Genomic DNA, 19,333 nt, shown 5'->3' on the forward strand with positions numbered 1-19,333 from the left:
GATCAGGAGTTTTTGGGGGCTGCGGGTGTGACAGTGATGGTCGGCGCCAAGCTCTTCGGGTCGACACCGACCGCGTTCAGCTTGATCTCGACCAGGCGGCGGTAGTCGGAGGTCGCGCCCAGGCCCGTCCAGGCCTTGCGGTATTCCTGCTGCGCCTCGTCGCGCTTGCCCTGTGCCATGTAGATGTCGCCCTTGCGGTCGGCCACCAGCGGCTCGAAATCCTTGGGCACCTTGCCGTCGAGTTGCTTCAATGCTTCGTCGTACGACTTGCCGTCGAGCAGTTCGGCCGCGAGCCGCAGCTTCGCGATGGCCTGGTAGCCCGGGTCGACAGCGCTCTGCGCCACCCAGCCCAGTGCGGCACGCGATTCCTCGACCTTGCCCTTTTCGTACAGCGTCTTGGCGGCCAGGAGGCCGGCCTGCTGCGCATAGGCGGTGCCGGCGAAGCGTTCCTTCATGTCGCCCAGCACGCGCTGGATGCGCTCGACATCGCCGGACTGCGTGCTGCGCTCGACCTCGTCGTAAAGGGCCGCGGCCTGGGCAGCCTTGCTGCGCTGGAAGTACTGCCAGCCGTTCCAGGCCACGAAGGCGCCGGCGACGAGCAGCACGACCCAGGTGATCAGGGTGCCGTAGGTATTCCAGAAATGCTTGAGCTGGTCGAGCTGTTCCTGTTCTTCGAGATCGAGATGGGTTGCCATGCGCTGTCAGGTGTTGGGAGCCGGGGATTGTAGGGTGGCGGCCCAAGTGGCCACTTCGGCGAGAGGCCGGGCGGTTTGCGCGCCGCTGCCGTCGCGCAAGGCCTTGAGAGTCACTTCGCCGCGTGCAAGTTCATCGGCGCCGAAGATCAGGGCGTAGGTGGCGCCGCTGTTGTCGGCCTTTTTCATCTGCGACTTGAAGCTCGCCAGGCCCTCGGCCGTGGCGCCGTGCATCTGCACACGCGCACCGGCTTCGCGCAACTGCTGCAGCGTGCGCAGCACCAGCGGCATGGAGGCCGCGTCGGGCACGATGGCGTAGGCATCGGGCACCGGCGCGGGGATGTCAACGCCCTGCTCTTTCAGCAAGTCGAGGATGCGCTCCACGCCCATGGCCCAGCCCACGGCCGGCGCGGGCTTGCCCCCGATCTGCTCGATCAGGCCGTCGTAGCGGCCGCCGCCGCAGACCGTGCCTTGCGCGCCGAGGCGGTCGGTGACGAACTCGAACACCGTGAGGTTGTAGTAGTCGAGCCCGCGCACGAGACGCGGGTTGATCGTGTAGGCGATGCCGTTGGCCCGAAGGATGTCCTGCAGCCCCTCGAAGTGCGCGAGCGATTCGGCACCGAGGAACTCGCTCAGCTTGGGCGCCGACTCGACCACCTCCTTCATGGCCGGGTTCTTGGTGTCCAGGATGCGCAGCGGATTGCTGTGCAAACGCCGCTTGCCGTCTTCGTCAAGTTTGTCGGCGTGCTGCTCGAAGTGAGCGATGAGCTTGGCGCGGTGCAGCGCACGCTCGGCGGGCTGGCCCAGGCTGTTGAGTTCGAGCCGCACGTCGGTCAGGCCGATGGCCTTCCACAGCGCACTGGCCAGCAGGATCAGCTCCGCATCGACATCGGGGCCAGCAAAGCCCAGCGCCTCGGCCCCGATCTGGTGGAACTGGCGATAGCGCCCGCGCTGCGGCTTCTCGCGGCGAAACATCGGGCCCGTGTACCAGAGGCGCCGGGGACCGTCGTAGAGCATGTTGTGCTCGATCACGGCGCGCACGAGGCCGGCGGTATTCTCGGGACGCATCGCGAGGTGCTCGGCCTGGCCGTGCTTGTCGGAGCGGTCCTCGAAGGCATACATCTCCTTCTCGACGATGTCCGTCACCTCACCGATGCCGCGCACGAACAGCGCGGTGTGCTCCAGGATCGGCGTGCGGACGTTGCGGTACGCATAGCGCCCCATCAGGTCGCGCACGGTGGCCTCGAGCCACTCCCAGCGCGCCGATTCGGGCGGCAATATGTCGTTCATGCCTTTGACGGCATTCAATTTTTCAGCCATGAGTCTGCGGAGGTGTCAGGCAGCGACGGCGTGTTCGCCGCCGAAGCGCTTTTCGATGTAGGTTTCGACGAGCTGGTGGAACTCGTTGGCGATATTGTCGCCGCGCAGCGTGAGGGCCTTTTCGCCGTCGATGAAGACCGGCGCGGCGGGCGCCTCGCCGGTGCCGGGCAGGCTGATGCCGATGTCGGCGTGCTTGCTCTCGCCGGGGCCGTTGACGATGCAGCCCATGACGGCCACCTTCATTGTCTCGACACCCGGATATTTCTTGCGCCAGACCGGCATCTGCAGGCGCAGGTAGTCGTCGATCTGCTTGGCCAGTTCCTGGAAGGTGGTGCTCGTGGTGCGCCCGCAGCCCGGGCAGGCGGTGACGCTCGGCACGAACACGCGCAGGCCCAGGGCCTGGAGGATTTCGTTGGCGATCAGCACTTCCTGCGTGCGCGACTCGCCCGGCTGCGGCGTGAGCGACACGCGAATCGTGTCGCCGATGCCCTCCTGCAGCAGGATCGACAACGCCGTGGCCGACGCTACCGTGCCCTTGGTGCCCATGCCGGCTTCGGTCAGGCCCAGGTGCAGCGGATAGTCGCAGCGTTTGGCGAGCTCGCGGTACACCGAGATCAGGTCCTGCACGCCGCTCACCTTGCACGACAGGATGACCTGGTTGCCGGCCATGCCCATCGATTCGGCGAGCTTGGCGGATTCGATGGCCGAGGTGATCAGCGCCTCGTACATCACCTGCTTGGCGTCCCAGGGCTCGGCGCGCTGGCTGTTCGTGTCCATCAGGCTGGCGAGCAGTTCCTGGTCGAGGCTGCCCCAGTTCACGCCGATGCGCACCGGCTTGTTCCAGCGCATTGCGGCGTCGATCATCTGGCCGAACTGCTTGTCCTTCTTGTCGCCCTTGCCCACGTTGCCGGGATTGATGCGGTACTTGCTCAGCGCCTCGGCGCAGGCCGGATAGTCGGTAAGGAGGCGATGGCCGTTGTAATGGAAGTCGCCGATCAGCGGCACGTCGATGCCCATGCGGTCGAGTTGCTCGCGGATGTAGGGCACCTGCGCCGCGGCCTCGGGCGTGTTGACCGTGATGCGGACCATCTCGGAGCCCGCGATGGCGAGCTCCTTGACCTGGATCGCGGTGCCGATGGCATCGACCGTGTCGGTGTTGGTCATCGACTGCACGCGCACCGGCGCATCGCCGCCTACCGTGACGACACGCGGGCCCCAGACCACGCTGGCCTGGCGCGAGCGGCGCGCCTTGGGCGCCGCCGATTCGATGGGTTGAGGGGTGCAGGCTACGAGATTGGTCACGATGTCACCTCGAAACGCGCCACGCCGCCGCCGCGCGTGACAGGCTTCAGATCGTAGGCCTTTCCGCGCACCTGCACATCGACGGCCGACGCGCGGCCCACCACCACCGAGAGCGGCAGCGTGCCCGACAACCCGACGGTTTCGCCGGCCTGCAGGCTGCGGCGCAGCAGTTGCTTGCCGCCGGCTTCGGTCACGGTGATCCAGCACTCTTCGCGGGCCACGAAAACCAGTTGCTGACTGCTGTTTGCAGCAGCAGCGGGAGATGCCGCAGCAGGCGCGACGGTTGCAGCAGCGGCAGTTGCAGGGGCATTTGCAGCCACCGCAGGCGCTTCACCCGCCGTTCCGGTGGGCGCAACGGCCTGCACGGGAACATTTTCGGCAACAACACCCGGCGTGCCCGAAGCCGATCCGGCCGCGGGCGCTTCGCCCGTCGGGGCCGTGTCGGACGCGCTGCGCGACGTGAAGCGCGACACAGAAGCACCGATCTGATCGAAGACCGACTGCGGCAGCCAGAACAGCGCGCCTGCGCCGATCAGCAGGAGCACGACCACCGTCAGCAGCGGTCGCGACGGCAGCACGCTGGCGCGCCCGCCATTCCAGCGCGGCGTGCCGGAGACGATATTGGTCTTGAGGGTGCGATCGGCCACGGCCAGCGCCGTGTGCTGGGTGTTCGGCAGCTTGGCGAGCACGGGCGCCGGGTCGATGCGCAAGGCCCGGCAGACGCTGCTGGCCAGGGCGCGCGCAAAGACCGGGTCGGGCAGCGAAGCGATGTCGTCTGCCTCGAGCGCCATGAGCTTTTGCGGCGGCACCTTGAGGGCGGCCGCGACCATTTCGATGTGCAGTCCGTGCGCCTCGCGTGCTTCGCGCAGCAGGTCGCCGGCTGTCTTGTGCGTGATGTCGCCTTCCTCGAGCGGCAGTGCCGCGGAAGTGCCGAACTCCGAAACCCGTTCAGTCATTGAAATTCCCGCGCTCGTACGCTGATGCCTCCCGCGATTGGGGGAAGCGGCGTTGCAGTTGGCCTCCCAACTGCGCGATGGCCTCGCGGTTGTTGAGCTTCCGTTCGATCTTGATGCCAAGCCAGAGCGTCTCGGCGCTGGCCGAGGGACTGTTGTTGACGCGGCGAATGTAGAACTGCGCGCGCTGCCACTCCTCGCGCTGCGCCAGCACCGAGGCCAGGTTGAAGCCGACCACCGGATTGCCGGCGTCGATCTCGTAGGCCTGCATCAGGCTGCGTTCGGCCTGCGGACGCAGCCCGGCCTTGAGCTCGCAGACGCCTTGCGTCATGAGCGTCTTGGCGCGGTCGTTGTAGCTGGGCACCGCAAGCGCTTCGGTGAACTGCTGCGCGGCATCGCCAAAACGGTTCTGCTGGCACAGCAGCCAGCCGTAGTTGTGGCGGATGTTGGGATCGCGCGGAGCGATCGCGATCGCGCGGCGGAAGCTGTCTTCGGCCAGGCCCGCATCTTCCAGGCGCATGTAGACGAGGCCGCGCAGGTTGTAGGCGTCTGCGTAGTTGGGGTCGGCCACCAGCGCCTGCTTGATTTCGTCGAGCGCAACGGTGGTCTGGCCATGCTCGAAATAGCCCGAAGCCAGTTCCATGCGCAGGCGCGCGCGGCGCTGGCGGTTGGTCTCGTCGGACTCGGTAACCATCTCGGCGCCCTTGCCCGAGCTGGTGTCGGCCAGGCTGGTGGTGGTGGTCCGCGTGTTGACGCAGCCCGCGAGCAGAAACGCCACGGCGACACCGGCAAGGCTTGCAGCCAGCAGGCGCTGCGCACTCGCGGTGGTCATCGGAAAGGCCTGGCTCATCGCTTCAATGCTCCTGGGGGACGGTGGGGGTCTTGCGCATCGGATGCAAGACAACGGGACGTTCCGTTGCACGGCGCTGGGCCATGCGTTCGGCGGCGCGGGTGCGGTCCTTGACGTCGCCGGCGAGCTGCCCGCAGGCGGCATCGATGTCGTCGCCGCGCGTCTTGCGCACGGTGGTCACGAGGCCCGCCTCGCTCAGCGTCCGGGCGAACGCCAGCACGCGCGGCTGCGGCGAACGCAGGAGACCCGAGGCCGGAAACGGGTTGAACGGAATCAGGTTGAACTTGCACGAGACGTCGTGCTTGCGCACGAGCTCGATCAATTGGCGCGCGTGCTCGGGCTGGTCGTTCACGCCATCGAGCATGCAGTACTCGAAGGTGATGAAGTCGCGCGGCGCATGTTCGAGGTAGCGCTTGCAGGCCTCGAGCAATTCGGCAATCGGGTACTTGCGATTGAGCGGCACGAGGTCGTCGCGCAACGCATCGTTGGGCGCGTGCAGCGAAACGGCCATGGCCACCGCGCAGTCGGTGCCCAGGCGGTCGATCATCGGCACGACGCCGGAGGTCGACACGGTGACACGGCGGCGCGACAGCCCGTAGGCGTTGTCGTCGAGCATGGTGCGCAAGGCGGGCACCAGCGCGGTGTAGTTCTGAAGCGGCTCGCCCATGCCCATCATCACCACGTTGGAGATGACGCGGTCGTTGCGCTTCAAATGCTTGCGCAGGAAATGTTCGGCAAACCACAGCTGGGCGGTGATTTCGCCCGTGCTGAGATTGCGGCTGAAGCCCTGATGCCCGGTCGAGCAAAAGCGGCAACCGACCGCACAGCCGGCCTGGGACGACACGCACAGGGTGCCGCGGTCGTCCTCGGGAATGAATACGGCTTCGACGGCATCGCCGCCGCCAACGTCGAACAGCCACTTGATCGTGCCGTCCTTGGATTCGTGCTGCGTGAGGACCGGCAAGGCCTCCACGCGCGCGGTGGTCGCGAGTTTCTCGCGCAGCGACTTGGCCAGATCGGTCATCTGGGTGAAGTCGCTGGCGCCACGCTGGTGGATCCAGCGGAACAGCTGCGTGGCGCGGAAACGCTTTTCGCCGAGTTTTTCGCAGAACGCAGCCAAACCCTCGAGATCGAAGTCGAGCAGGTTGGCCGTGGTCATGGAATCAGTCGGCAGACAGCTTCAGCGTGCGTAGACGTTGAGGCCGGCGAAGAAGAACGAGACTTCGTTCGCTGCGGTTTCGGGAGCATCCGAACCGTGCACGGCGTTGGCGTCGATGCTGTCGGCGAAGTCGGCGCGGATGGTGCCGGCGGCTGCCTTCTTGGGGTCGGTGGCACCCATCAGGTCACGGTTCTTGGCGATGGCGTTCTCGCCTTCGAGCACTTGCACGAACACGGGGCCCGAGATCATGAATTCGACCAGGTCCTTGAAGAAGGGACGTTCCTTGTGGACCGAGTAGAACTGTTCGGCTTCGTTGCGCGACAGATGCACCAGCTTGGCGGCGACGATCTTGAGGCCGGCAGCTTCGAAGCGGGAAACGATCTTGCCGATGACGTTCTTGGCGACGGCGTCGGGCTTGATGATGGAGAGGGTACGTTCGATAGCCATTGAAATGCTTCCTGCAGCTTTGATTTTGAAGTGTTTTGTCACAACTGCAACGAATTTGTTTCGTCACGAATCGACAAAGCCTCTGATTTTAACCGGCGCAGCCCTCGGGGTTGGTGAAAACCCCGCGAAAGCCGCGCCGTGACGGCTGGCTTTCAGCGTCCGCGGCGGCGTGAACCGGCCGGGCCGCCATAACCACCACCACCCGGAGCGCCACCGCCACCGCTGCGGCGCCCCTGCCCTCCGCGCTGCTCCTTGCGCTGGCGCGAGAAGCTGTCGGCACCGATGTAGCCCAGCGAAGTCTTCATCGGATCGGGCTGGTTGGCGCCGCTCGGCTGGCGATCGTCGCCCTGCTGGCGATTGCCGCCGCCCTGGCCTTGGCGGTTGTTGCCGCCGGTATTGCCGCGGCGCTGCTGCGGCGGGCCGCCGTTGCCGCCACCGCGGTTGGCACGGCCACCGCGATCGCCGCGCGGCGGACGACCGTCGCCCAGCGGATTTGGAATGGGCGCTTCGCGCCCGTCATCGCGCATTTCGCGGGGCTGCTGTCCTTGCCCTTGACCCTGGCCGCCACCGTTGCGGTTGCCGCGGCGCTTCTTGTTGCGCCCGTTGCGACCACCACCCTCGGGGCCACCGGGGCCGCGTTGCTGAGGCGCCGCGGGGCGCGCAGCCGCACCGCCGGAGGCCTGGAATAGCGCACGGATGTCGCGCTCGTCGAGCTCCATCCAGGCGCCGCGCTTCAGGCCGCGCGGCAGCACCATCGCGCCGTAGCGGATGCGGATCAGCCGGCTGACCGCATGGCCCACCGACTCGAACAGCCGGCGCACTTCGCGGTTGCGGCCTTCGGAAATCGTGACGCGATACCAGCAGTTGGAACCTTCGCCGCCGCCCTCTTCGATGGTGCCGAACTGAGCCATGCCGTCCTCGAGGCGCACGCCGTCAAGCAGCTTCTGCTTCTCTTCGCTGCTGAGGGCGCCCAGCACGCGCACCGCGTACTCGCGCTCCAGGCCGAAGCGCGGATGCATCAATTGATTGGCGAGGTCGCCGGAGCTGCTGAACAGCAGCAGGCCTTCGGTGTTCAGGTCGAGGCGGCCGACCGACTGCCACTTGCCCTGTTGCAGGCGCGGGAGCTTGCGGAACACGGTGGGCCGGTTCTGCGGGTCGTCATGCGTGACCACTTCGCCGACGGGCTTGTGGTACGCAATCACGCGCGGCGGCGGGGGGGCGATGCGGTAGCGGATCGGCTTGCCGTTGATCTTGACCTGGTCGCCGTACTGGATGCGCTGGCCGATGTGCGCGGGCTCGTTGTTGACCGAAATCCGGCCCTGCAGGATCAGCGACTCCATCTCGAGCCGCGAACCCAGGCCGGCCTGGGCCAGCACCTTGTGCAGCTTGGGCGAATCGGCCTCGGGCAGCAGCACGCGCTTGAGCGGTGGCACCTCAGGGCTTTCTTCGTCAGCGTCGAACTGGCCCGAGATGACGTCCGCAAAACGGATCGGCTCGGGCGGCAGCGCGTTGCGCTGTTCGCGCTCGGCGGCGCGGCGGGCGCGGTCGAGGTCGTCTTCTTCCTCGTCGGGCTCTTCGTCTTCGTCCTCGTCGTCACCCTGGTCGCTCCGGTCACCGCGTGAAGCTTCCTCTGTCGGGCGCTCCTGGCGAACGGTCGCTATCGGAGCGGCTTCTTCTGATTCGGCAACGACAACAGGCGACTCGACCGCAGGCGCTGCAGGAGTCGCCTCCTCGACCGCAGGAGATGCCTCGGCCTCATCGGCGGCGGCCTCGACGACCTTCTTCTTGCGCGGGCGCCGCTTCTTGGGCGCCTCGCCATCGGCAGGCGCGGCGGAATCGATCGCAGCATCCGCAGCCTGTTCGGGCGCTTGCGCCTCTTTCTTCTCGGATTCAGGCGCGATCGGCAGGATTCCCGCGTCGTCGATGTCAGATGGGCTCATGAGGTTTTTCCGGAGAAACTGCGTGGGGATCGACCTCGTCCTGGGACGCGGCATCGGGGTCGGAATCGGTGACGGGGGTGGGTTCGGCTTCAGCGGGAGACACGGCTTCGCCGGTTTCGGGAAGCGGTGCTTCATCCGCTTCGGCAACGTCGGCGGACACGGCGTCTTCGGCCACCTGCGCAGCGGCGGCTTCCAGCACTTCGGGAGCGGCCTCGACAGAGTCGCCGGCCGGGAGCGGCGCTTCTTCCGGCATCGCATCCGCATCGCCATCGGCGGATGCATCGGCATCCGACTCGGGGATGGCGTCCATGGGCAGGCCCGGCTGGTTGCCGGAGGCCTGCTCGAGCGCATCGACCAGCGCGGCCTGCTGCGCGGGCGTCTCGATCAGCGGCAACTGGTCAAGCGAGGCAAGACCGAGATCATCGAGAAACTGGCGCGTGGTGGCATACAGCGCGGGCCGGCCGACCGTTTCGCGGTGGCCGATCACCTCGACCCAGCCGCGGTCCTCGAGTTGCTTCAGGATCAGCGAATTGATCGTGACGCCCCGGATGTCTTCCATGTCGCCGCGCGTGGCCGGCTGGCGATAGGCAATGATGGCCAGCGTCTCGAGCGCGGCGCGCGTGTAGCGCGGCGGCTTCTCGGGGTGCAGGCGATCGAGGTGGTCGCGCATCTCGGGCCGGCTCTGGAATCGCCAGCCGCTGCCGACGCTCACCAACTCCAGGCCGCGTTGCGCCCAGTCTTCCTGCAGTTCAAGCAACAGCACCTTGATGGTGTCCACACCCAGTTCGTCGTCGAACAGCACGCGCAGATCGCGCACCGGCAACGGCTGGCTCGAACAGATCAAGGCGGTTTCGAGAATGCGCTTGGCATCCGCCGTATTCATGGTTCGCGTTATCCGGGAAAAGGCGCCTCGGGGGCGCTTGTTCAGAAGGATGAAAGAAGGAGGCGTTGCCGGCACGCGGCGAGTGCAACGCAGGGCCGGCTTCGGGGGGCCGGCGCGGCCCTTGGGCCGTCAGGCGCGATTGTAGTCCAGCCCCCAGGACTGCAAAGCCTGAGCGATGTCGGGCGGCGGTGGCGAACGGAACTCGAGCGCGGCTTGCGTGATGGGGTGCACGAAGGCCAGCCGGAACGCATGGAGCGCCTGGCGCGCCAGTCCAACGGCCGGGGCGCCGCCGTATAGCGCGTCGCCGACCAGCGGATGCCCGATAGACGCCATGTGCACGCGGATCTGGTGGGTGCGGCCGGTTTCGAGCGTGCAGCGCACCACGCAGCCTTCCGAATGGCTGTCGAGGCGCTCGATCAACGTACGGGCCGTCTTGCCCGAGTTGCGCTCCAGGTCGACCACGGCCATGCGCAGCCGGTTGCGCGGATCGCGCCCGATCGGGGCATCGACCTGGCGGGCGGCGGCGCCGACCCATGGCTTGTGCCCGATCGCCAGGTACTGCCGTTTGACCTCGCGCGCGGCGATCAGCGTCACCATCGCATCCATCGCGGCGCGGGTGCGCGCGACGACCATCAGACCGCTGGTATCGCGGTCGAGCCGGTGCACGATGCCTGCGCGGGGCAGCAGCACGGCCTTCGGGTCGAGCGCCAGCAACCCGTTCAGCAGCGTGCCGCTCCAGTGGCCGGGGGCCGGATGGACGACCAGGCCGGCCGGCTTGTCGACGATGCGCAGGTGCTCGTCCTCGAACACGGTGACCAGATCCATCGGCTCGGGCCGGAAGGCCTGGCTCTGGGGTGTAGGGCGCAGTTCGATGTGCCCCGCCTGCCCCGCGCGCACGGTGGCCGAGGCCTTGGTGAGCGTGCGGCCCTGGAACTCGACGGCACCCGCCTCGATCAACTGCTGCAGGTAACTTCTGGAGAATTCGGGCACCAGGGCCGCCAGGGCCCGGTCGAGCCGCTGGCCGTGCAGCGCCTCGCTGACCAGAAAGGGGCGCAACTCGCTCGCATCGACCGGATCGGCGCCCTCTTCGAGCTCCATGGTTTCCGGGGGATCGGCCAAAGGGTCGGTCGATATAATTGAAGGCAACTGTTTCACGAAAGCCGTATGTGATGTTTCGCGCCAAATTATCGGTCCCCGCCTGGATCGCGCTCAGCGCGGCGGCTCTGCTCGCTACCGGCTGCTCCTCCACCAAGGAAGACAAGACCGCTTCCTGGAGCCCCAACCGCATTTACTCGGAAGCCAAGGAAGAGTCCAGTTCGGGCGCCTACGACAAGGCCGTGCCGCTGTACGAGAAGCTCGAAGGCCGCGCCGCCGGCACCCCGCTCGCGCAGCAGGCGCAACTGGAAAAGGCCTACGCCCAGTACAAGGGCGGCGAAAAGGCCAGCGCCATCGCCACCATCGACCGCTTCATGAAGCTGCACCCGGCCAGCCCGGCGCTCGACTACGCGCTCTACCTGAAGGGCGTGATCAACTTCAACGACGACCTGGGCATGTTCGCGTTCCTCACGCGCCAGGACCTGTCCGAGCGCGACCAGAAGGCCGCCAAGGAATCGTTCGAGTCGTTCCGCGACCTCGTCACGCGCTTCCCTGAGTCGCGCTACGCCCCCGACGCGCGCCAGCGCATGAACTACATCGTGAATTCGCTCGCGCAGTACGAGGTTCACGTGGCACGCTACTACTACACGCGCGGCGCCTACCTGGCGGCCATCAACCGGGCGCAGATCGCGCTGTCCGACTACCGCGAAGTGCCGGCGCTCGAAGAAGCCCTGTACATCATGGTGAAGTCGTACGACGCCCTCGGCATGAAGGACCTGCGCGACGATGCCCAGCGCGTGCTGACCACCAACTATCCGCAGAGCACCTACCTGGCGAACGGCTTCAAGGGCAACAACGACCCCTGGTGGAAGGTCTGGTAACCAGCGCCGGCTAGTACGGATTCTTGAGGGCGCCGATGGCGCTCTCGAAGTCCGCTTCACTCTCCAGCCGCCGCATCGGCGGCAGCGCCGCCAGCAACCGGCGGCCATAGCCCATCGCCACCAGCCGCGTGTCGCAGATCGCCAGCACGCCGCTGTCGGTCTCGCGGCGAATCAGGCGCCCCGCCCCCTGCTTGAGCGCCACGGCCGCCTCCGGCAATGAATAGTCGCTGAACGAACTGCGCCCTTGCGCTTCCAGGCGCTGCGAGCGCGCTTCCACCAGCGGATCGTTGGGCGGCGGGAACGGCAGCTTGTCGATCACCACCAGTTGCAGCGCATCGCCCGGCGCATCGAAGCCCTCCCAGAACGACGCCGACGCCACAAGCACGCAGCCGGCGCGCCCCTCGTTCGCACCTTCACGGAATCGCTCCATCAGCACGCGCTTGGGCAGCTCACCCTGGACCAGCACCTCGGGCCGCACCGCCGCATCGAGCAGCTCGAAGTGCTGCTTCATCGCATCGCCAATGGTCCGCAATGCGCGCAGCGTGGTCGTCAGCACCAGCGTGCGCCCGCCGAGCTCTGCTGCGCCGCGTGCGGCCAGTTGCGCGACCTTCGCGCTGTGCGAGGCATCGTTCGGCTTCGGAAAAACGCGCGGCACATAGAGCGCGGCCTGCGATGCGTAGTCGAACGGGCTCTGCACGCGCAGCACCTCGGCATCGCCCAGCCCGCACGGTTCGGTGAACCAGCGCAGGGTTGGCTCATCGCCCAGCGTGGCGGACGTGAACACCCAGGCGCGGCGGTCGTGTTCCCGCTCCTGTGCCGCGGGGCGTTCGCCGTACGCGTCGGTGTCGCTGTCGTCTTCGTCGTCCGGCTCGCTGATCTTGAGCACGCGCTTGCGCATCGCCTCGGCAATGTCGAGCGGCGACTCGACCAGCCGCAGTTGAGAGCCCACGTCCACCCAGCGCACTGAATCGACCGCGCACGGCAACGCGAAACGTGCAGCCCGCTTGGCGAGCTGCTGCGCCCGCTCGTGCAGCCGCACGAAGTCGGGAGAAATTTCGCTGACGGTATCGAGCCCTTCGGCCGCGAGTTCGAACGAATGCTGCAGGTCTTCGAGCGCCCTCTGCCAGGCACTCGAATCGACGCCCTCCGGCGACTCGCCCAGCCAGCGCAGCTTGGCGCCGGGCCATTGCTTGCCGACCACGAGCCGCAGCTCGCGCGCGGCCCGCTCGACCGCCGCCACCAGTTGCTGCCAATCGACCAGCCCGCGCGCATGCTGCAGGCCCGCGCCCAGCATGTCGCGCGCGAAGTCGAGCGCCTGGCCGCTGCCGAGTTGCGCGCCGAGAAACTGGACGCCGGTCTCGTTGAGCTGGTGCGCTTCGTCGAACACCACCACGCTCACGGTCGGCAGCAGTTCGGCCATGCCGGTTTCGCGCACCGCGAGATCGGCGAAGAACAGATGGTGGTTGATGACCACGATATCGGCCGCCAGCGCCTCGCGCCGCGCCAGGTTGACGTGGCAGGGCTTGAACTGCGGGCACTGCGCGCCCAGGCAGTTTTCGCGCGTGGAAGTGATCAGCGGAATCAGCGGCGAGCGCTCGTCGAGCCCCGGCAGTTCGGCCAGGTCGCCGGTGCGCGTGGCCTTGGACCATTGCTCGATCTTGGCGAGCGTGCGCAGGCTGCCGCGCTCGGGCAAGGAGGCGTCGTGGCGCGCCGTGTCGAGCCGGTGCAGGCACAGGTAGCTGCCGCGCCCCTTCAGGAGCGCCGTGCGCACCGGCAGCCCGAAGGCCTCGACCAGCCTCGGCAGGTCGCGGCCGAACAACTGGTCCTGCAGCGTCTTGGTGGCGGTCGACAGCAATACGCGCTCGCCGCTCAGCAGCGCCGGCACGAGGTACGAGAAAGTCTTGCCGACGCCGGTGCCGGCCTCGACCACCAGCACGCCGCCCTGGTCGATGGTGCGGGCCACCGCCATCGCCATGTCGGTCTGGCCCGAGCGTTCACGGAATTGATCGGCGGCGTGCGAGAGCACCCCGCCCTGCGCGAACGCATCGCGCACCTTGTCCTCGAGCGACTCGGTCACGCGGGCTCTCTCGGATCGAGCATGTTCTCCACGCGCGTGATCTGGTCGCGCAGCGCGAGACGGCGCTTCTTCAGGCGCCGCAGCAGGAGTTCGTCTTGCGGCGAGGCTTCGGCGAGGCGATCGATGGTGGCGTCGAGATCGGCGTGCTCGATGCGCAGTTCGATCAGCTGGCGGGAAAGGGAGTGGAGATTGGAGTCCAACGGTGGGTGTGCGAACGCAGGGTTTGCGCGGCGCATGTTCATTCGATAATACGTCCTGATACGAATTTACGAGAAGACAGGAAGCGCGCCTTTGGCGCACATGTGCTCATGACCCAAGGCTTTCGACTTGCCGCCGCCACCGGACTCCACAAGGGAGACCGCCCCTATCAACAGGACCAGGTGTTGATGATGAGCCATCCGCGCACGCCGGGCTGTGTCCTGGGCGTCATCGCCGATGGCATGGGTGGCCGCAGCGGGGGCCGCAAGGCTTCCGACCAGGTGCTGATGACCGCGCGCCAGCTCTTCACCCGCTACCACCCCGACCGCGACGACCCCGAAGCCGTGTTGCGCCAGCTGCTCGACGACGCGCACACGGTCATCAAGCTCACCGCGATCTCGAGCGAGCAGGAGCCGCACAGCACGCTGGCGGCCTTCCTCATGAACCCCAAGGGCGACTGCGCCTGGATCCATGCGGGCGACTCCCGCATCTATCACTTCCGCGACGGACAACTGATCAAGCGCACGCGCGACCATTCGTACGTGCAGGCGCTGGTCGATCGCGGCCAGATCAGCGAGGCCGAGGCCAATGTGCATCCCCAGGGCAACATCCTGCTCGGCTGCCTCGGCATGGCCACGACGCCACCGCCCATCGCCCCGCACTACATCCCGAAGATGCAGACGGGCGACCTGCTGATGGCGTGCAGCGACGGCCTTTGGCACTACTTCAGCCCCGCGGAGCTCGCGAGCGTGCTGTACGCGCAGCCGCCGCGCGATGCGGTCGAGATCCTGGTCGGCGAAGCGCGTCGTCGGGCCCGCGGCACGGGCGACAACATCTCGATCGCCGTGCTGAAGCTCGATCCGCTGCCGACAACGGCAACGGCCACCGCAACGGCGGCCTGATCGCCGCGCCCTCAGCGCGCCGGCGATGACGCAGACGCCGCTGGCGGCAGCGGGGCACCGCGCGGCTTGGTGCGGTTGGCGTTCTGGCGCTCGCGGCTCGCCTTGTGCTCTTCCGCCTTCCTCTGTTTCTCTGCGAAGCGCCCGGCCTCGACGGGCGCCTCGGCGCGGCGCTGTGCGGCCTTGGCCTCGGCATCTGCATGCGCCTTCTGCTTGTCGTCGAACTGCTTCTGGCGCTCGGCGGCTTCGCCCGCAGTCGCTGCCCGGCTGGTGGCATGGTCGGCAGCGCGCTGCTCGCGGTCCTTCTGCTCCTTGGCCGATTGGTCGCGCTTTTCCTGGCTGTCCGCCGGGCGCTGCGTGGCGGCCTTCTGGTCGAGCTTCTGCTGTTCCGCCGCACCGGCGCGCTGGCGCTGGATGTCGTTGATCGCGGTTTCCTGGCGCTTGATGCTGTCCAGCTCCTGGCGCCGCCTGCCACGGCTTTCGCGCAGGCAATCCTCGACCGCGAACTTCTTGTAGCAAGCGGTCCGCTCCTGGACGAAGCGCGCCTCGATCGCGTCGCGCTCGGCGGACAGCCGGCTGCGCTCGGCCTCGAGGTTGGCATTGCCGGCCGCGGCGTTCGACTGCGCCCAGAGCGGCAGGCTGGCCAACGTCATCAGCAGGGCAAGGGCGATTTTTTTCATGTGAGTCGGGTATCGACGATGCGGCGTTCCAGGGAGAGGAACTCGCTCGACTGCATTTCTGTGAGCCGGGAGACCGTGCGCGGAAACTCGTGCGCCAGCGGACCCTCGGTGTACAACGCCTCCGGCGGAACCTCTGCCGACATGATGAGCTTCACGCGCCGGTCGTACAAGACGTCCACCAGCCAGGTGAAACGGCGTGCTTCCGAGGCCATGCGCACCGGCATGTGCGGCACATCGGACAGCAGCACCGTGTGGAACTGGCTCGCGATTTCGAGGTAGTCGTTCTGCGAGCGCGGTCCGCCGCAGAGCGTCTTGAAGTCGAACCAGACCACGCCGCCGGCCTTGCGCCGCGCGCGGATCTCGCGCGACTCGATGTGCAACACCGGGCTTTCGTCGGCCGTTTCGGCCAGCTTGTCGAAGGCCTTGCGCATTTCCTTTTCGGCCGACGCATCGTTCGGCGTGAGGTACATGCGCAACTGCTCGAGCGTGCGGCGCCGGTAGTCGGTGCCGTTGTCCACGCTCAGCACTTCGAGCTTCTCGTTGAGCAGCGCGATCGCAGGCAGGATGCGGTCGCGATGCAGCCCACCGGGATACAGGTCGTCGGGCTTGAAATTGGAGGTGGTGACGAAACCCACGCCGTTCTCGAACAGCGACACCAGCAGCCGATGAAGAATCATCGCGTCGGTGATGTCCGCCACGTGGAACTCGTCGAAACAGATCAGCTTGTAGCGCTTGGAGATGCGCAGCCCCAGTTCGTCGAGCGGGTTGACCGTGCCCTGGAGCTCCCGCAGTTCGCGGTGCACCTCGCGCATGAATTCGTGAAAGTGCAGCCGCGTCTTGCGGCGCAGCGGCACCGCGTTGAAGAACAGGTCCATCAGGAAGCTCTTGCCCCGCCCGACGCCACCGTACATGTAGACGCCGCGCGGTAGCTCGGGCCGGTTGATGAACTTCTTCAGCGCATTCGAACGCTGGGCCTTGTACTCGGCCCATTCGTTCGCGCAGCGATCCAGCGCCTCCACGGCGTGCAGCTGCGCGGGATCGCTGTGGAACCCGCGCAGGGCGAGTTCCTTTTCGTAAGCCTCTTTGACGCTGGCCAAGGGATCAGCGCATCAGAAGTTGAGCGTGCGCTTGTCCACCGCCAGGGCGGCTTCCTTCGTGGCTTCCGACAGCGACGGGTGCGCGTGGCAGATGCGCGCGATGTCCTCGGCGCTCGCCTTGAACTCCATCGCCACCACGGCTTCGGAGATCAGTTCGCTCACCTGCGGGCCCACCATGTGCACGCCCAGGATCTCGTCGGTCGCGGCGTCGGCCAGGAACTTGACCATGCCGGTCGTGTCGCCCAGCGCGCGCGCGCGGCCGTTCGCCAGGAACGGGAAGGTGCCGGCCTTGTAGGCGCGGCCTTCGGCCTTGAGCTGCTGCTCAGTCTGGCCGACCCACGCGATCTCGGGGTGCGTGTAGATCACCCACGGGATCGTGTTGAAGTTGACATGACCGTGCTGACCGGCAATGCGCTCGGCCACGGCAACGCCCTCTTCCTCGGCCTTGTGCGCCAGCATCGGGCCGCGCACCACGTCGCCGATCGCCCACACGTTGGGCAGGTTGGTCTTGCAGTCGCCGTCCACGGTGATGGCACCGCGCTCGTCGAGCGCCAGGCCCACGGCGTCGGCGGCCAGGCCGATGGTGTTGGGCACGCGGCCGATCGACACGATCAGCTTGTCGACGTCCAGCACCTGGGCTTCGCCCTTGGCGTTGGTCCAGGCGATCGAGACGCCCTTCTTGCCCGACTTGATCTCGCCGACCTTCACGCCCAGTTCGATCTTCAGGCCCTGCTTGTCGAAGGCCTTCTTGGCTTCCTTGGCGATCTGCTCGTCCACCGCACCCAGGAACGTGGGCAGCGCTTCGAGCACCGTCACTTCCGAGCCGAGACGGCGCCACACCGAGCCCATCTCGAGGCCGATCACGCCCGAGCCGATCAGCGCGAGCTTCTTGGGCACCGCGCCGATGCGCAGCGCGCCGTCGTTCGAGAGGATGTTCTCTTCGTCGAAGGCCGCACCCGGCAGCGCGCGGGCGTTGGAGCCCGTGGCCACGATGATGTGCTTGCCGACGATGGTTTCCTCGGCGGCGCCCGCCACCTTGATCTCGTAGCCGCCTTCAGCGGCCTTCACGAACGAGCCACGGCCGTGGAACGACGTGATCTTGTTCTTCTTGAACAGGTAGGTGATGCCGTCGTTGTTCTGCTTCACGACCTGGTCCTTGCGGGCCAGCATCTTGGCGATGTCGAGTTCGAGGCCCGACACCTTGATGCCGTGGTCCGCAAAGCCGTGGCCGGCGTGCTCGAAGTGCTCCGAAGATTGCAGCAGCGCCTTCGAGGGAATGCAGCCCACGTTCGTGCAGGTGCCGCCGAGTGCGGGACCGCCCTTGGCGTTCTTCCACTCGTCGATGCAGGCCACGTTGAAGCCGAGTTGGGCGGCACGAATGGCGGCAATGTAGCCGCCGGGGCCGCCACCGATGACGACGACGTCGAATTGTTTGGTCATTGGGTTTCCGTTTCAGTTGTCCATCGCGCAGCGTGGATCAGGCTTCCTTCGCGAACACCGCGGAACCGGCATTGCCGGGCCGCAGGTGTTGCCCCCTTGAGGGGGTTGGCGAAGCGACACGAAGTGCGCGAAGACTGGGTGGATCAGATGTCGAACAACAGGCGCGACGGGTCTTCCAGCGCTTCCTTCATGGCGACCAGGCCCAGCACGGCTTCGCGGCCGTCGATGATGCGGTGGTCGTAGCTCATGGCCAGGTAGTTCATCGGGCGGATGACGATCTGGCCGTTCTCCACCACAGCGCGGTCCTTGGTGGCGTGCACGCCCAGGATCGCCGACTGGGGCGGGTTGATGATCGGCGTCGAGAGCATCGAGCCGAAGGTGCCGCCGTTCGAGATGGAGAACGTGCCGCCAGTCATCTCCTCGATGCCCAGCTTGCCGTCTTGCGCCTTCTTGCCGTACTCGGCGATCTTCTTCTCGATGTCGGCAAAGCTCATCTGGTCGGCGTTGCGCAGGATCGGCACCACCAGGCCGCGCGGCGAACCGACGGCGATGCCGATGTCGAAGTAGCCGTGGTACAGGATGTCGTTGCCGTCGACCGAGGCGTTGATCACCGGGTACTTCTTGAGCGCATGCACCGCGGCCTTCACGAAGAAGGACATGAAGCCGAGCTTCACGCCGTGTTCCTTGGTGAAGCTGTCCTGGAAGCGCTTGCGCAGTTCCATGACGGGCGCCATGTTCACTTCGTTGAAGGTCGTCAGGATCGCATTGGTCGACTGCGACTGGATCAGGCGCTCGGCGATGCGGGCGCGCAGGCGGCTCATCGGCACGCGCTGTTCGGGACGCTCGCCCAGGTCGGACGAACCGACCGGTGCTGCGACCTGCTGCAGTGCGGGCTTGGCCGCCGGTGCGGGAATGGCGGCAGCGGCAGGCTTGGCGCCCGAAGCCACGGCGCCGAGCACGTCGCCCTTGGTGACGCGGCCGTCCTTGCCGGTGCCGGCAACGTCGCCGGTCTTGAGGTTGTTGTCGGCCAGCAGCTTGGCGGCGGCGGGCATGGCAACGTCGGACTTCGAACCGCCGGTGGCGGCTGCAGCGGCTGCCGGAGCAGCAGCGGCCGGTGCCGGGGCGGCAGCGGGTGCTGCAGCCGGGGCGGCGGCGCCCGCCTTGCCTTCGGTGTCGATCTTGGCGATCAGCTGGTCGGCCACCACGGTGGCGCCATCGGGCTGCACGATTTCGGCCAGCACGCCGGCCGAGGGTGCAGGCACCTCCAGCACGACCTTGTCGGTCTCGATCTCGATCAGGATTTCATCGACGGCGACGGCTTCGCCGGCCTTCTTCTTCCAGGTGAGCATGGTGGCTTCGGCCACGGATTCGGAAAGCTGGGGGACTTTGACTTCTACGATAGACATTTGGAGATTGCTCC

18 protein-coding genes are annotated in these 19,333 nt (G+C 66.9%); 2 read left to right on the top strand and 16 right to left on the bottom strand.

Annotated elements, in window-relative coordinates:
* Positions 1–2: 2 nt before the first annotated feature.
* From GNX71_RS19895 to GNX71_RS19940, 10 genes are all read right to left on the bottom strand, one after another.
* Positions 3–695: a tetratricopeptide repeat protein gene (locus GNX71_RS19895; RefSeq protein ID WP_206173905.1), complete on the bottom strand. Its 693-nt coding sequence runs from the start codon at positions 693–695 to the stop codon at positions 3–5.
* A 6-nt stretch (positions 696–701) separates the two neighbouring features.
* Positions 702–2,012, bottom strand: a complete 1,311-nt coding sequence (gene hisS / locus GNX71_RS19900) for a histidine--tRNA ligase (RefSeq protein WP_206173906.1) — start codon at positions 2,010–2,012, stop codon at positions 702–704.
* A gap of 15 nt (positions 2,013–2,027) precedes the next feature.
* Positions 2,028–3,314: a flavodoxin-dependent (E)-4-hydroxy-3-methylbut-2-enyl-diphosphate synthase gene (gene ispG, locus GNX71_RS19905; RefSeq protein ID WP_206173907.1), complete on the bottom strand. Its 1,287-nt coding sequence runs from the start codon at positions 3,312–3,314 to the stop codon at positions 2,028–2,030.
* Positions 3,311–4,270 carry a helix-turn-helix domain-containing protein gene (locus tag GNX71_RS19910; protein WP_206173908.1) on the bottom strand — a complete coding sequence of 320 codons (960 nt, stop codon included), beginning with the start codon at positions 4,268–4,270 and terminating at the stop codon, positions 3,311–3,313. The genes ispG and GNX71_RS19910 overlap by 4 nt, the downstream gene beginning before the upstream one ends.
* Entirely contained in the window at positions 4,263–5,117 is an 855-nt protein-coding gene (gene pilW, locus GNX71_RS19915; protein WP_206173909.1) for a type IV pilus biogenesis/stability protein PilW, read from the bottom strand. Before pilW ends, GNX71_RS19910 begins: the two co-directional genes overlap by 8 nt.
* A gap of 4 nt (positions 5,118–5,121) precedes the next feature.
* Positions 5,122–6,276: a 23S rRNA (adenine(2503)-C(2))-methyltransferase RlmN gene (gene rlmN / locus GNX71_RS19920; RefSeq protein ID WP_206173910.1), complete on the bottom strand. Its 1,155-nt coding sequence runs from the start codon at positions 6,274–6,276 to the stop codon at positions 5,122–5,124.
* Positions 6,277–6,297: 21 nt separating this feature from the next.
* A complete protein-coding gene (ndk, locus tag GNX71_RS19925; RefSeq protein ID WP_013542117.1) occupies positions 6,298–6,723 on the bottom strand; it encodes a nucleoside-diphosphate kinase in 426 nt (141 codons plus the stop codon).
* 152 nt (positions 6,724–6,875) lie between these two features.
* The gene (locus tag GNX71_RS19930) at positions 6,876–8,663 is read right to left on the bottom strand and encodes a pseudouridine synthase (RefSeq protein ID WP_206173911.1); all 1,788 of its coding nucleotides are present in this window, start codon (positions 8,661–8,663) and stop codon (positions 6,876–6,878) included.
* Entirely contained in the window at positions 8,650–9,546 is an 897-nt protein-coding gene (scpB, locus tag GNX71_RS19935; protein ID WP_206173912.1) for an SMC-Scp complex subunit ScpB, read from the bottom strand. Before scpB ends, GNX71_RS19930 begins: the two co-directional genes overlap by 14 nt.
* A 129-nt stretch (positions 9,547–9,675) precedes the next feature.
* Positions 9,676–10,644: an RluA family pseudouridine synthase gene (locus GNX71_RS19940; RefSeq protein WP_206179572.1), complete on the bottom strand. Its 969-nt coding sequence runs from the start codon at positions 10,642–10,644 to the stop codon at positions 9,676–9,678.
* A gap of 71 nt (positions 10,645–10,715) precedes the next feature.
* Between GNX71_RS19940 and GNX71_RS19945 the strand changes: the two genes are divergently transcribed.
* Positions 10,716–11,522, top strand: a complete 807-nt coding sequence (locus GNX71_RS19945) for an outer membrane protein assembly factor BamD (protein ID WP_206173913.1) — start codon at positions 10,716–10,718, stop codon at positions 11,520–11,522.
* Positions 11,523–11,532: 10 nt separating this feature from the next.
* On the opposite strand, the gene GNX71_RS19950 is transcribed toward GNX71_RS19945, so the two are convergent.
* The gene (locus GNX71_RS19950) at positions 11,533–13,599 is read right to left on the bottom strand and encodes an ATP-dependent DNA helicase (RefSeq protein WP_206173914.1); all 2,067 of its coding nucleotides are present in this window, start codon (positions 13,597–13,599) and stop codon (positions 11,533–11,535) included.
* Positions 13,596–13,799, bottom strand: coding sequence for a DUF465 domain-containing protein (locus GNX71_RS19955; protein WP_041943815.1), 204 nt, complete (start codon positions 13,797–13,799; stop codon positions 13,596–13,598). Before GNX71_RS19955 ends, GNX71_RS19950 begins: the two co-directional genes overlap by 4 nt.
* A 108-nt stretch (positions 13,800–13,907) precedes the next feature.
* Here GNX71_RS19955 and GNX71_RS19960 point away from each other — a divergent pair, with 108 nt between their 5' ends.
* Positions 13,908–14,699: a protein phosphatase 2C domain-containing protein gene (locus GNX71_RS19960; RefSeq protein ID WP_206173915.1), complete on the top strand. Its 792-nt coding sequence runs from the start codon at positions 13,908–13,910 to the stop codon at positions 14,697–14,699.
* An 11-nt stretch (positions 14,700–14,710) separates the two neighbouring features.
* Here the strand turns inward: GNX71_RS19960 and GNX71_RS19965 are convergent, their stop codons facing one another.
* The 4 genes from GNX71_RS19965 to odhB all read right to left on the bottom strand — a co-directional run bounded on the left by GNX71_RS19965 (position 14,711) and on the right by odhB (position 19,319).
* Positions 14,711–15,376: a hypothetical protein gene (locus tag GNX71_RS19965; protein ID WP_206173916.1), complete on the bottom strand. Its 666-nt coding sequence runs from the start codon at positions 15,374–15,376 to the stop codon at positions 14,711–14,713.
* The gene (zapE, locus tag GNX71_RS19970) at positions 15,373–16,473 is read right to left on the bottom strand and encodes a cell division protein ZapE (RefSeq protein WP_206173917.1); all 1,101 of its coding nucleotides are present in this window, start codon (positions 16,471–16,473) and stop codon (positions 15,373–15,375) included. Before zapE ends, GNX71_RS19965 begins: the two co-directional genes overlap by 4 nt.
* Positions 16,474–16,485: 12 nt before the next feature.
* Entirely contained in the window at positions 16,486–17,913 is a 1,428-nt protein-coding gene (gene lpdA, locus GNX71_RS19975) for a dihydrolipoyl dehydrogenase (protein WP_206173918.1), read from the bottom strand.
* Between the two features lie 143 nt (positions 17,914–18,056).
* On the bottom strand, positions 18,057–19,319 hold the full coding sequence (odhB, locus tag GNX71_RS19980) for a 2-oxoglutarate dehydrogenase complex dihydrolipoyllysine-residue succinyltransferase (protein WP_206173919.1): 1,263 nt from the start codon (positions 19,317–19,319) through the stop codon (positions 18,057–18,059).
* Positions 19,320–19,333 lie beyond the last annotated feature (14 nt).

This window comes from Variovorax sp. RKNM96 (assembly GCF_017161115.1).
Taxonomy (GTDB): domain Bacteria; phylum Pseudomonadota; class Gammaproteobacteria; order Burkholderiales; family Burkholderiaceae_C; genus Variovorax.